Source organism: Psychrobacter sp. FME5, from assembly GCF_014861375.1.
GTDB lineage: Bacteria > Pseudomonadota > Gammaproteobacteria > Pseudomonadales > Moraxellaceae > Psychrobacter.
Genome location: NZ_RRYX01000001.1, coordinates 59,056 through 72,039 on the forward strand (window position 1 = coordinate 59,056; position 12,984 = coordinate 72,039).

A 12,984-nucleotide genomic window follows, 5' to 3' on the forward strand; every position below is an offset into this window, starting at 1 on the left:
TTCCTCTGTTCTTTTATCTACAATTTTATTCGTCATATTCGGTTAAAGCGACATCACCACAACCAAACCTTCATCCGGACCAATCTTGCCATCACATATGTCTTGGTAAACGTCTTTTAGGCTATTGAGACCATCCAGCTCTTTAATCTTAAGCCAAGGGGTGGTTTTTGCCGCGCTTTTCATTATATAGCTCAGAGAGCGTTTGTTAAATTCATCATAGCCCCATTCCTTCATACGTTGCTGCATATGGCTGGGTGCAAAAAACTGATGACTACGTTCTTGAATAATACCATCGGCACCTCGAGCTTCATCCCAGTGGGTTAAACCGACATTACTGGTGTAGCGCATGTTATCACCTAGATGCTTATGCAGTCGACTGAGCAGATCCGCATTGGCTGACATGTCAACGATGACAGTTGGCTTACTTGCATCAATCTGCTCAAGGTTGTCGTAGCTTAAAACGCTATCATAGGCATCAATTGAGTTGACAAAGTCTAGATGCTGATCTGATGTAAGGCCGATAATATGTGGTGCGTCTTTATCCTCAGTTAAGCCATAGGCCAATCCCGTACTGGTCTTGCTAGAAGCACTGATAATAATGACTTGTTCAGCGCCAAACCAGTCATTACTTTTTAGCAAGTCATATAAACAAAAGGACGCCATATGCAATGGAAATAACAGCATCCGTTGATTGTCATTAGCCTTATCATAACCCGGTTCATGGTTTACCCGCTGATACATATTATAGGTAGGGGGTAGCTGTACACGTTGCTCACTGCCATCGGTTAATCCCTTGGGCGTAATTTTCGTCGGTTTTAGCACTAAATTATCGGCTGGCGGGAAGTAACCAAAGAGCCGTTCGCCAACTGGCAACTCAGTATTGTTTGATTCGATCACATCAGCAAAACCCCATACGGGGATAATGCCCCATTGTTTAGCATCTTCACCATGTGGCGGGAAGAATTGCCAATACTGTAATTGATCGCCCATTGCCGCATAGGTAATGTTGTTGGCGGTAAAGGCAAAGCGGTCGACTTCGACTAAAACTTCATTATCGCCAACTGTGTTGATCGGTGCTGGTATTAAGCGACTTTGGGTTATGTCTTTTTTGTTGGTTTGAAATTCTTGCACAGCGCGCTCCTTTTCCTTAATATCTGACGACCAAAAAGATAAATTAGCAAAGTTAATGATAGCGCTGTGTAATATGATGTTATGGTTCAGTGATATTAAAAGGAAATAAAATGTTCAGCATAATAAAAGATTGGCGCGAGCAGCGTATTTTGGATAACAGTGAATTTACCAATAGCGACTGGATGCAAGCTGCCAAGCGTATTGTGATATTGGATAGATTAAACGAGGATGAGTTAACACGTTTGTTTGAGTTAGCGACCTTGTTTTTGCATGATAAGTCGATTACCGGTGCGCAAGGCTTTGAGATTACCAATGCGGTCAGACAGTCTATTGCCTTACAAGCTTGTTTGCCTATCCTAAATCTTAGTCTTGAATGGTACGATGGCTGGACATCAATCATCATTTATCCTGGTTCTTATAAAAGCGAAACCACCAGCGTAGATGAGTTCGGCATTGTCCATGAAGGTCACCAACATCGTAGTGGTGAGGCGTGGCAACGTGGTCCTGTTATCTTGTCATGGAAGGACGCCAAGCATGCAGGCGAGCGTGATGGTCATAATGTCGTCATTCATGAGTTTGTACATAAGCTTGATATGCTAAATGGACGTGCCAACGGCTTTCCGCCACTGCAACCTGATATGGATCCTAATAGATGGACAGACACAATGACGCGCGACTTTGAAGACTTTCAAATCCATCGAAAATCAGGACTGGATCGTTATGGTGCCACCAATCCAGCGGAGTTTTTTGCCGTACTCAGTGAAGTGTTTTTTGAGACGCCGCAAAAACTAGTAGACGCTTATCCTGATATTTACGATATTATGGTTAAGTTCTTTCTTCAAGCGCCACTTGAGCCAAAATCGTAAGCGCGGCTGATTCATAAAGGAAGAGTAAAGTAATAGAACAGCGCATATGTGAGGAAAAACAATGGAAGTGAATAATCTCATGAATGATGAAACGGCAAAAGTAGAGATATACGAAAGCGCTGATGGTCAAACTCAGATTGAGATTCGACTAGAACGCGATACCTTATGGCTTTCACAAGCTCAATTGGCAACACTATTTGAGAAAGACTCCGACACCATAGGTTTGCATCTAAAAAATATCTATAAAGAGGGTGAATTAGACCCAGAAGCAACTACCGAGCAATCCTCGGTAGTTCGTCAAGAAGGAAAACGGCAAGTTCGGCGTAATCTTCGTTTTTACAATCTAGATGCTATTATTTCTGTGGGGTATCGTGTTAACTCCAAAAAAGGCACTCAGTTCCGTATATGGGCAACCCAACGTCTACGTGAATACTTGGTACAAGGCTATACACTCAACCAACAACGCTTCGATAAAAATTCTGCTGAATTACAACAGGCGTTAAACTTAATCAAAAAAACGGCGCAAAGTCCTGAGCTCAAGACCGATGAAGGGCGCGGCTTGGTTGAGATTATTAGCCGCTATACACAGACATTTTTATGGCTACAACGCTATGATGAAGGGTTACTCGACGATCCAGCAGGGCAAGAGGGGGGTATATTGCCCAGTCCGACTGAAGCAATGGCAGCGCTTAACAACCTAAAAGCGCAGCTGATAGATAGGGGTGAGGCGACTGAGTTATTTGCCAAGCCTCGCGGTGATGGTTTAGATAGTGTGCTTGGTAATTTACAACAAACCGTATTTGGAGAGCCTGCATACCCAACAATCGAGAGCAAAGCGGCGCATTTACTGTATTTTATGGTGAAAAACCATCCGTTTACCGATGGTAATAAGCGTAGCGGTGCTTTTTTGTTCGTAGATTTTTTACATCGTAATAACCGACTGTTAAACGACCAAGGCGAGATGGTGATTAATAACACGGGTCTTGCAGCGTTAACACTACTGGTCGCTGAATCCGACCCCAATCAAAAAGAAACCTTGATTAAACTGATTATGAACATGCTGTCGTTAGAGGCTTAATAAGCTGATTAGCAATTAACACTAATGACGGTAAAAAAGGCTGGCACGAGTAGCGCATAATAAATAATAATGAGTTTTTCAGTTGAGCTAGGGCATGTCATCAATTAGTACATTTAATCATTTAGTGGTCTTAAAATGGCTAAATTTTGCCAAACATCGTCAAATAACTGGTTAATATCTCGATATTATCTGCGCTATTTTCCTTGTTTGACTGCAATTTTGCTCATTTTAAGCCTCACAATCTAAATGATGACACGGCCTAGCATCATGAAGTTTAGGTATTTATGGCAATATTTGAATATATATAATGTGTACGAACAAAAAGGGCAGTGTATTATTCAATTAATACGCCGCCTTTTATTCATATCTTTCTATAACCATATGTTTTTACTATAAAAAACTAAACCGTCCATTGGTCGTTGATAATAGCGATTAAATAACGTTTGCCTTGATAGTCGTCGAATACCAAGCGCATGGCGCGCCAATCGATTCCTTCATATTCATCCGTACCTTTATAGTAAAAATCAACCACATCTGATGTTGGATAGATGTCTTTGACGTTATTGATCATATTACCTCTAGATTCAGGGTTATTGATTGTGATGCGCGCTTCGTTAAATTTTTTGGCATCCACCCAAGTCTCTAGGTATTCTGGGAGCGGAATCACTAAAGGCTCACCAGAACCATCACGTTCACCCCAAGTAAAGCGAATCCGAGGTTTTTGCAGATATTGAGCGAATTGATCACGACTAAAGACTTTATCGGTCTCAGGGTTCACGTAGGCATACATTGAGACACGAACGCCACGAGTTGGATGGATCTCATTGGTGATTCTTGCAAAGTCATTATTGGCGAGTGCGCGCTGAATACGCAGTGCTTGCTGTCTAAGTGTTTGCTGGCTGTTATCAGAGATGACCGATGCTGAGGTATCATTATTTTGCTGATTGAGTATCTTAACATTGGGTTCAGCAGAAGAGGAACAGCCAGTAGCGATTAATATTGAAACAACGCACGCAGCAGTCGTTAACTTATAAAGATAAGGCGGTAAAATATTAAAACGAGGTGATGGCATCATAAGAATCTCCTTATCGCAGTGGTTATTGTCATAAATAGCATCAAGAAACACCTAAACCTGAATGATACGATAATACAGCAGAGTGACAATATGGTTATGATGTAATGGCTTATAACCCTTATATGATGAGATGTTGTAGAGAGAGCTATGCCAATACCTAAATTACTGACACTACTAGCAATGGGATTTATGACTATCAACGCTGCCACAGCGGATGTAACAAAGCCGTCTCAGACACATCGTGCCATGAAAATTACGACCATTACTAAGATGTACGAGCAAGATGTTAGTAATGAAGGCATGGATTATCCTGTGGTGCTAGAGCAATATAGCAATCAAGATCTACAAACCGCTATGAAACTTGAGCGAGATTATTTTGATAGAGAACAGATGAGCTGTCATATAGGCTATGACGTGCTGTGGAATTCACAAGACCCTGATTACGAACAAGACAAGCAGTTTTCAATGACTGAGCAAGGTTTGGTAAAAGTCAGCTTGGCGCATGACAGCAATGTTTACTATGATGTGGCCTGTGATGGCAATCGCGAAAGTGCTGAATGTAAAGTGGCAGACGTAATATTAGATGAAGATGGCGCGTCTTTAAAAAACTATTTACTAGAAACTTGTCGTTAGCCATTAGGTCAAACAATTATTGTTATGAATGCCATGACAATAATTTGAATAGTAATAAATCTTAGATGAAAATCTCACAGGCATAAAACTATAGATAGATATTATTGATTGGTAGCAGTAATAATATATTGGGCAGGTAATTATTCAGAAGCTAGTTTCTAAGACCGTTGGTTTGTTTTCGCATAATGTATATTATGTTAAACTAAGGGTACCATACAATAAGTTCATATAATTATACTTTTATGGAATTAGGTTTACGGTGTTAAATCACCATTGAAGCTGTACAGCCTCACTTCATAGGTCAAAAACTCCTGCGTGTTATTACTTATATAGCACGCAGGGCTGAGCCTTCAACAGTTATATGATTAATAAAACCCTTGGCTCAAATCAAAAATCCATCGTTGCTGAAAGCATAAATGTACGCGGATCACCTAAGGCAAGATCGTTGTAAGATGCCGTTGTCCAGTATGCCTTATTCATCACGTTATCAACACGTGCTCGAATGGTAAGAGGGGTTTGATTAACAGAAGTTAGATAACGTGCTCCAATATCGTATGTGGTGTGACCTGGTAACGACTGTATATTATCATTTTCAAGATATTGTTTAGATACAGCATTTGCATTCGCTGTTAGCGTTAAATTTTCTATAAAAGGTAAATCCCACTCTGCCCCAATTTTAGATTGCCACTTTGGAACACCTGCAGCTTGATTGCCTTCATTAACACCATTATTTGTTTTAGTTAACTTCGCATCAATATAGGTAATACCACCCATCAAGCGTACACTCTCAGCAGGCGAGCCAAAGAACCCCCACTCTACACCTCGATTACGCTGTTCACCAGCATAAGAGAAAACATTGGTATCTGTATCGGTATAACTATTGGGTTTTTCAATTTCGTAGAGACTAAGGGTATGAGTAAACTCGCCACGATCCATTTTTATTCCTATTTCCTTTTGTTTCGTTTTATAAGGAGCAAATATTTCACCTGAGTTTTCTGCACTTGTTGGTGCTGTAGCGCCTTTGCTTAGTCCTTCTATATAGTTCGCATACAAAGAAGTTTGATCTGTCATTTTTGTAAGAAACGCCACTGACGGCGTTATAGCGCTTTCATCATACTTAGTACCTGAGGATAAGATACCTCCCGTTTGTTCTGTTTCTAGCTGCTGATACCGAGCACCTAAGGTGAGTTGGTATTTATCCTGATCAAACGATAAGGTATCTGCAATTCCGTAGCTAGTTAAACTTGTGTCAGTCGTCAATACCAGCGGTACGTCAAAATTTAGGCTAGGAGTTTCCCATACTGGATTATAAATATTAGTGTCATATGTATAAGTGGCGTCAAAGAACTTAGCATTTAAATTGTGCTCTTCATTGTAACGAGTAACATTCGCCGCAATCTGATGGTCAATCATTCCTGTCGAAAAATTGCTGTTCAGCCCTACTTCCATAGAGACTCTTTCATTATCATCAGCAACGTATCCAATCGTCGTAGTCATATCTCCATCAGAATTATACACCTGCGCTTTTGCTGCACTGAGTCCTTTAAACTCCATTTTATTAGCACCTAGGGCGGCATAGACAGTCGTTTGATCAGTCACATCGAACTCACCGCGTGTGATTGCGCCTTTTGTTTTAGTATCATAAAAAGCCCAGCTTGGGTTCAATAACGTATCTGGATCTGGTGCACTAGGAATATCAACTCCTGATGCTACCGTGATGCCTCGAGTCGGACCATCGACATGTTCTGTCGTAGCATAAAGGTCAGCTGAAATTCGCGTACGTTCGCCTTTCCAGTCTAAGGCAAGAGAGCCTACTTTAGCCTCTTTATCTTGGTCATTAATCGCACTTTCACCATCTCTATAAGCACCGTTTACACGCACACCAAACTGTTTGTCTTCACCGAATCGGCGACCAACATCTACACTCCCACCAAGCTGCGAGTCTGATATATACTTAGTCGTCAATCGAGTGAGTGGCTCATCACCTGCTCGCTTAGTGACTAGATTCACAGAGCCACCTACAGAGCCGTTAGGTGACATACCATTGAGCATTGCTGACGGACCTTTGAGTACCTCAACACGCTCAAACATTTCAGGTGAACTGCGGTAATAAGGCGCCATACCAGACAATCCATTTACTGTCACATCATTACTATTCGAAGCAAAACCACGGATAGAATAACTTTCAAGATTTTCTCCACTTCCTCCACTGGTATAAACAGAAGGATCCGTTGCAGCAATAATCTCACTAATATCTGTGGCTTGCTGATCCTCAATAAATTTATCAGTATAACTAATGGCACTAAATGGTGTTTCTAAAAAGTCTTTGTTTCCCAAAAATCCAACATGATTGGTATAGGTTACTTGCCCTCCAGAATAGGTTTGATTATCGTTGCCTTCAGCCACTACTGTTATCGCTGGTAGTGTGGTAGTTGGTATCTCTTGATTGGCTCCTAAATCTATATTTTGGTTTTGCTGTTCGGTATCCAATTCATTAACTTGCTGACTGCTGGTTAGGTCGCTATCTTCCTGTGCATAAGCTGATGGCACACATATAAATACAGTCCCAGCCGCTATACCTAAAGCCATCGCAAGCTTTGCCGATACAATATAATTAAGGGCGAAAGACGGTTTGGTCTGTGTCGTCCATCGTTTAACATTACTTTTATGATTTAGCTGCTGAAGTTGATACATAAAAACATCCTCTTATTTTTGTAAAAATATAAATACGAATAAAAACACAAATAATAATCATTAATAATTTTAGATAAAAAACTTTCTGCTTCTCATTTAATTATTTACTGGCTCTACGTTCAAAACCTCTTTCGTCTTAGAATATATCTATGAAATTGACGGATAACCTTTGAGGACATCGTCCATGATGATGTTTAATGAGGTTGGACTAGCTGCTGCTATATACCACGCGTCGGCATCAACAAACACAACGTTACCGTTTTTCCACGCTTTGGTTTGACGCAGTAAAGGATTGCTTACATCATTAGAACTGATAGTCGCGCGATGTTCCATAACTGCAGTACGGTCAACGATATAAATAATGTCAGGATCTGCCTGCTGTATAAACTCACTAGAAATCGGCTGACCATGCAGACTGGTATCTTCAAGTGTGCTTGCAGGCTTGACACCTAAGTCATTAAAGATAAAACCATAGCGAGAATGTACGCCAAAATTACTAAAAGCCCCATTATTATGCAGTACTACCAGCGCTTTTTCTGGGCGATTCTTTGTTACTGCTTGTACGTCTTGTACCCTTGCTTCTAGCTGCGCGACCTGCTCTTTTGCCAATGCTTCTTTATCAAAAATCCTACCCAAAGCTAATAAGTGATTTTCGACATTTTCGACATGTCGCGCCTGACTGTCTTTAAAACTCACATCGAAATGTAGCGTTGGTGCAATCTCGGACAACTCTTCATAGTTTGCCGCATGTAGTGGGGTCATCAAAATAAGATCAGGGTGTAGCGCATATATGCGTTCCATATTGGGCTGAACAATTGCACCTAAATCCTCTATGTCAGCATTTTTTTTGTATTGAGCCAAAAAATGCGGCACATAGTCTTTGACCATACCTGCAATCGGTACACCAAGCTGGTCTAGAAAGTCAGCTTCGTTCATATCAAGTACGGCAACCCGCTGCGGACGATGATCGAGCACGGTCGTACCAAGCTCATGCTCGATGGTTATGGGAGTTTTTAGCGCCTGTGACGCTGCAGGCTCATGAGATTTTTGTTCACAGCCTTGTAGAGGAATAGATGCCATGATGGCAAGCATCCATACCCAACCTTGTTTTTTTACATTCATATACTCACTCCTGATAAATTGAAGTAGTTGCATAAACAACCACGTTCACTACGAATAATCTCAAACTCAAGATCATACAATTCACTTAAGTTACTTTCTGTCACCACCTGCTCAGATGAGCCACTAAAACTTAGTGTCCCATTTTTCAATGCTACAATATGATCTGAATAATTGGCCGCAAAATTGATATCGTGAATTACCAAAATCACCGTCCGACCCTGTTCATCACATAACCGCCGTAGCGCTTGCATGATGTGTACTGCATGCTTCATATCCAAATTATTCAAAGGCTCATCCAGTAATAACACATCCGTTTGCTGAGCGATGGTCATTGCCAAAAAAGCCATCTGCCGTTGGCCACCACTCAATTCATCTAAATAAGCGTGACGCAAGGGCGCTAACGCCAAAAACTCAATAGCTTCATCAATGATATGGCGATCTTCTGCCGTCAACGCACCACGGCTATACGGAAAGCGCCCAAAAGAAATCAGCTCCTCCACCGTTAAACGCAGATTAAACCCAGGTGACTGACGTAGGGTGGCGACGTGATGAGCGTACTCAGAAGTACGAATGTCACTGATATCACGACCTTCCAATAAAACCTTACCGCCACTTGGTTCTAGTAGTCTGGCCATTATCATCAATAGCGTAGATTTTCCAGCCCCATTAGGGCCAATTAATGACGTCACCCCGCCTTTAGGAAAAGCCAAACTGATCTGGGACAGAACACTTTTGTTGCCATAGCTTTTATATACATTGTTAATCGTAATCATGTAAACCCTCTGGTACGAACCGTCAGCGCTAGAAAATAGATACCACCCACAAGGTTGACAAGAATACTGACGCTGGTTTTGTAATTAAAGACATGCTCAACAAAAATCTGAGCCACTAAAAAGATAGTAAGCGTAATGGCGCAGGCCATCGGCAAAGTGACCTTATGGCGGTTACTGCCTGCAAGCACATACGCAATATTGGCAACAAATACCCCCATGAACACCGTAGGGCCAATCAAGCTTGTGGACACTGCTACCAAAATAGCAATAAATGCCAAATACCTTTTGACATACTTGGTATGATTCACCCCAAGGGATTGTGCCTGCTCACGACCCAAAGCTAACACATCTAATATAGGCAAGGTTTTGCGGCCAACCCATAGTGCGGTTGCAACCGCAAGTACCCCATAAAACAACGTCTCAGGCTGAGATCGATTAAATGAGGTATAACTCAAACCCTGAAAAACAGAAAACTCGCCAGGGCTGATACGCAATTGAATAAACTGAGTCACCGTGCCAACCACCATGGTCAGTACCAAACCAAATAATAGTAAGGTGTAAACATCGTTTTTACAGCGTGGAAACAGCCCGTGGTGCAGTGCCCATGAATACGCCAGCATCAACGCGATAGAGACTATAAAGTTGCCACTCACTCCCAAAAACAGTAACCCTTGTGTGCCCATCAAAAAGAGCAATAGCACTTGCCATAGCAAATAGACCGCTTCGTAACCCATGATCGAAGGCGCTAAAATCCGATTGCCCACAATCGTCTGAAAAATGATGGCTGAAAAAGCCAAGCAAACACTACCCAAAATAATAGTGGCCAAGCGAATCAAGCGCTTAGGAATCAAATAATCAAAATCCAAACCTGAACCGATGAATAAAAAAATAAGCGCCAAGACGATAATCAATACAAACATCGTCCGAAACTTTATAGTTACCGTCATCTGACACCCCTCATAATCAGCATGAGGAAGACCACGCCACCAAGCCCGCCTGCCGTAAGACCAATGGGCACCTCAAAGGGATAAATGACCAATCTGCCAAACACATCACACAGCAGCAGCAGACAGGCGCCGCCGAGCGCCACAATGGGCAGCGTGCGCGATAGGTTCTCTCCATACTTTAATGCCACCAAATTGGGTACGACCAACCCCACAAAAGGTATCGCACCGATGGTGATGACTGACGCGGCGACGGTCACTGACACCAGTATGAGACCCAAAGCGGCAGTGGTGACATAACTCAGCCCCAAACTGGCCGCCATCTCCTCACCCATACCGACCACCGTAAAGCGATGCGCGTAGACATAAGCGAGAACAATAATGGGCAAGATAATATAAATCAGCTCATAGTGACCTTGAACCACCCGCGAAAAATCCCCCAACAACCAGCCTTGCATGCTTTGCAAAATATTGTGTTGGTAGGCATAAAACTCAGCGATGGCGCTAAGCACACTGCCATACATCAAGCCAAGCACAGGAATCAGCACAGAACGCTTAAGCTGAATGCGGCTGATGATATAAATAAAAATCAGACTCGCAGCAAAACAAAAGACCAGCGCAAACATCATCTTACTGCCCGTACTCGCATTAGGAATCATCGTCAGTGACACTAAAATGCCAAGTTTGGCGGCATCCATTCCCCCTGACGTTGCAGGCTCAACAAATTTGTTACGCACGATATGCTGCAAAATAACGCCACTGACTGACAGCCCTACCCCTGTCAGTATCAGCGCAATCAGCCGTGGTATACGACTGGCCGTGAGCGTCAGCCATGCGTCCGTAGAAAAAGAAAATAATTCCGACCACATTATCTGTTTGGTGCCAATCATAAGAGAGGCCAGACATAACGTGGCAAATAAAACCGATAACCTAAATATCATGAAAAATCTGCTGCGCTTGAGAATAGAGTTTCACTCATAAGCGTCAGTGGTAACAAAGCAGTGTTAGTGATGCGCCAAACGACAGCTATTGTCATCAACGACAAAAATATCGCTGTAAATATAGCCATACTTAGCAGATGTTTGGCACCGTCTAACAAAATTCAGCTGTTTTAACACATCTTATCGGCATCATCAGACCGATACAGACATACCCCACTATACTTATAATAAAAAACAGAAAAAAAACTGTGCTTATCGTCAGTAAGACAGCACCCCCATTGATTCACCACCAAACACATAAGTGGTTTACTTCTTTATCTTGATCAACATACCCTAAGCGTCATCACCGATCTAAGAGCGCATCTTCAGGAATACCATACGTTTGAAAAGCCGTGCCGCTCGCAATGCGATACGCCTCGCGACCCAATAACTGATTGATAATCACTGCATTGCGATTGGCACCAATACCCAAATCTGGAGAACCGACCCCTTGTTGGAATATTTCTGAATTTTGTATAAATATTCGTCCCAAACCTGCATCACACCTAAGTGCCGTAAAGTCTTCTTGCACTATAAAATCCTCATTACTATCCGTTGCCAGTACCGACCCTTTTAATTGCGTCAGCCATTGTGGCCAGTCATGCACATAACCGACAGCAGCAATCACGGCGTCTGTCTCTAGGGCAAAGCGCTGCGCTAGTTGCGTGTGCAAACACTTGATCTCAAGCGCCCCTGATTGGACATTTTTTGCAATAGCTTCTACTTCGCAGTTGGGATGTAGTGATAAACCCGTAGGCTTGCCACCGATGGAACGCTCGTACAGCAGATCATATATATCGGCGATGGTTGAGTAGCTGATTCCTTTATATAACAGCCCTTGATTCCCTGAGATGTCACGGCGTTTTTCTCGAGACAGGCTTTGGAAGTACTGCATATAAGCGGGTGTAAAGCACTCTTGACCAAGCTTTGAGGATTCCATAGGATGAAAGCCTGCTGAGCGGCTGATCCAGCGAACGCCCGCCCCTGCGGCAACTTTCGTAGGCGTCAATGATCTTAGCAGTGCCAGTACACATTCAGCCGCACTTTGTCCTGAACCAACGACGGTCACTTTTTGGCATTGCGCTAAGGCTTGTTGTAAGGAGGCAAACTCTGCCGCATGCTTGACCAAGGGATGATTACTTTCGGACAGCCATTTGGGTATATTTGGTCTTGTACCAATACCAATGGCCAGATTGGTGCTGCGATACTGTTTTTTCTCTCCTTGTGTTTTTCCTCCTGATGCTGATGTACTGTCGACGACAAAGTGATCTTGCTTGGCATCATAAGTGACATTGTCAACATGCTCACCAAAATGGCAGCTGGGTAACTGCGTGGCGGCCCAGCGGCAATAGTGATTGTATTCAACGCGCGGGATTAAAAAGTGCTCATAGTAATAAAACTGGTATAAGCGGTCATGCTGATGCAAATAGTTTAAATAGCTCAGCCTATGACATGGATCTGCCATCGTGACAAGATCGGCAAAAAAAGGAACTTGCAGCGTCGCACCAGACAAAAGCAGTCCTTTATGCCACTGAAACTCGTGCTTACGCTCTAAAAACTTCGCCTGAATAGTACGATGCTCTAAGAGCAATGCCGCCAAGCCCAAATTAAAGGGTCCAATACCAATACCAATAATGTCGGCAATTTTTTTATTCATTGTGCATAAACCCTTAATGTCAAACGATTCC

The 12,984-nt window shown here is 42.6% G+C and carries 11 protein-coding genes; 3 read left to right on the top strand and 8 right to left on the bottom strand.

Annotation, left to right across the window (positions count from 1 at the left end; genetic code table 11):
* Window positions 1–42: 42 nt before the first annotated feature.
* A complete protein-coding gene (locus EI161_RS00240; RefSeq protein WP_192528720.1) occupies window positions 43–1,131 on the bottom strand; it encodes a DUF2855 family protein in 1,089 nt (362 codons plus the stop codon).
* A gap of 110 nt (window positions 1,132–1,241) precedes the next feature.
* Between EI161_RS00240 and EI161_RS00245 the strand changes: the two genes are divergently transcribed.
* Window positions 1,242–1,997, top strand: a complete 756-nt coding sequence (locus EI161_RS00245) for a zinc-dependent peptidase (protein WP_192528721.1) — start codon at window positions 1,242–1,244, stop codon at window positions 1,995–1,997.
* Between the two features lie 61 nt (window positions 1,998–2,058).
* Window positions 2,059–3,075, top strand: coding sequence for a RhuM family protein (rhuM, locus tag EI161_RS00250; protein ID WP_225735150.1), 1,017 nt, complete (start codon window positions 2,059–2,061; stop codon window positions 3,073–3,075).
* A 400-nt stretch (window positions 3,076–3,475) separates the two neighbouring features.
* Here the strand turns inward: rhuM and EI161_RS00255 are convergent, their stop codons facing one another.
* Window positions 3,476–4,150 (bottom strand): hypothetical protein, encoded by a 675-nt coding sequence (locus EI161_RS00255; protein ID WP_192528722.1) that lies wholly within the window; start codon window positions 4,148–4,150, stop codon window positions 3,476–3,478.
* Window positions 4,151–4,297: 147 nt separating this feature from the next.
* Here EI161_RS00255 and EI161_RS00260 point away from each other — a divergent pair, with 147 nt between their 5' ends.
* A complete protein-coding gene (locus EI161_RS00260; protein ID WP_225735151.1) occupies window positions 4,298–4,783 on the top strand; it encodes a hypothetical protein in 486 nt (161 codons plus the stop codon).
* A 387-nt stretch (window positions 4,784–5,170) separates the two neighbouring features.
* On the opposite strand, the gene EI161_RS00265 is transcribed toward EI161_RS00260, so the two are convergent.
* From EI161_RS00265 to basC, 6 genes are all read right to left on the bottom strand, one after another.
* A complete protein-coding gene (locus EI161_RS00265) occupies window positions 5,171–7,477 on the bottom strand; it encodes a TonB-dependent receptor (RefSeq protein ID WP_192528723.1) in 2,307 nt (768 codons plus the stop codon).
* Window positions 7,478–7,624: 147 nt separating this feature from the next.
* Window positions 7,625–8,599 carry a siderophore ABC transporter substrate-binding protein gene (locus EI161_RS00270; RefSeq protein ID WP_192523327.1) on the bottom strand — a complete coding sequence of 325 codons (975 nt, stop codon included), beginning with the start codon at window positions 8,597–8,599 and terminating at the stop codon, window positions 7,625–7,627.
* Window positions 8,596–9,372 (bottom strand): ABC transporter ATP-binding protein, encoded by a 777-nt coding sequence (locus EI161_RS00275; RefSeq protein ID WP_192523326.1) that lies wholly within the window; start codon window positions 9,370–9,372, stop codon window positions 8,596–8,598. The genes EI161_RS00270 and EI161_RS00275 overlap by 4 nt, the downstream gene beginning before the upstream one ends.
* Entirely contained in the window at window positions 9,369–10,319 is a 951-nt protein-coding gene (locus tag EI161_RS00280) for an iron chelate uptake ABC transporter family permease subunit (RefSeq protein WP_192523325.1), read from the bottom strand. Before EI161_RS00280 ends, EI161_RS00275 begins: the two co-directional genes overlap by 4 nt.
* The gene (locus tag EI161_RS00285; RefSeq protein WP_192523324.1) at window positions 10,316–11,257 is read right to left on the bottom strand and encodes an ABC transporter permease; all 942 of its coding nucleotides are present in this window, start codon (window positions 11,255–11,257) and stop codon (window positions 10,316–10,318) included. Before EI161_RS00285 ends, EI161_RS00280 begins: the two co-directional genes overlap by 4 nt.
* Window positions 11,258–11,600: 343 nt before the next feature.
* The gene (gene basC / locus EI161_RS00290) at window positions 11,601–12,953 is read right to left on the bottom strand and encodes a putative histamine N-monooxygenase (RefSeq protein WP_192523323.1); all 1,353 of its coding nucleotides are present in this window, start codon (window positions 12,951–12,953) and stop codon (window positions 11,601–11,603) included.
* Window positions 12,954–12,984: the final 31 nt, after the last annotated feature.

Coding starts and splice junctions, on each gene's coding strand:
- EI161_RS00245 (WP_192528721.1), top strand. CDS start 1,242: ATGTTCAGCATAATAAAAGATTGGCGCGAGCAGCGTATTTTGGATAAC.
- rhuM (WP_225735150.1), top strand. CDS start 2,059: ATGGAAGTGAATAATCTCATGAATGATGAAACGGCAAAAGTAGAGATA.
- EI161_RS00255 (WP_192528722.1), bottom strand. CDS start 4,150: ATGATGCCATCACCTCGTTTTAATATTTTACCGCCTTATCTTTATAAG.
- EI161_RS00260 (WP_225735151.1), top strand. CDS start 4,298: ATGCCAATACCTAAATTACTGACACTACTAGCAATGGGATTTATGACT.
- EI161_RS00265 (WP_192528723.1), bottom strand. CDS start 7,477: ATGTATCAACTTCAGCAGCTAAATCATAAAAGTAATGTTAAACGATGG.
- EI161_RS00270 (WP_192523327.1), bottom strand. CDS start 8,599: ATGAATGTAAAAAAACAAGGTTGGGTATGGATGCTTGCCATCATGGCA.
- EI161_RS00275 (WP_192523326.1), bottom strand. CDS start 9,372: ATGATTACGATTAACAATGTATATAAAAGCTATGGCAACAAAAGTGTT.
- EI161_RS00280 (WP_192523325.1), bottom strand. CDS start 10,319: ATGACGGTAACTATAAAGTTTCGGACGATGTTTGTATTGATTATCGTC.
- EI161_RS00285 (WP_192523324.1), bottom strand. CDS start 11,257: ATGATATTTAGGTTATCGGTTTTATTTGCCACGTTATGTCTGGCCTCT.
- basC (WP_192523323.1), bottom strand. CDS start 12,953: ATGAATAAAAAAATTGCCGACATTATTGGTATTGGTATTGGACCCTTT.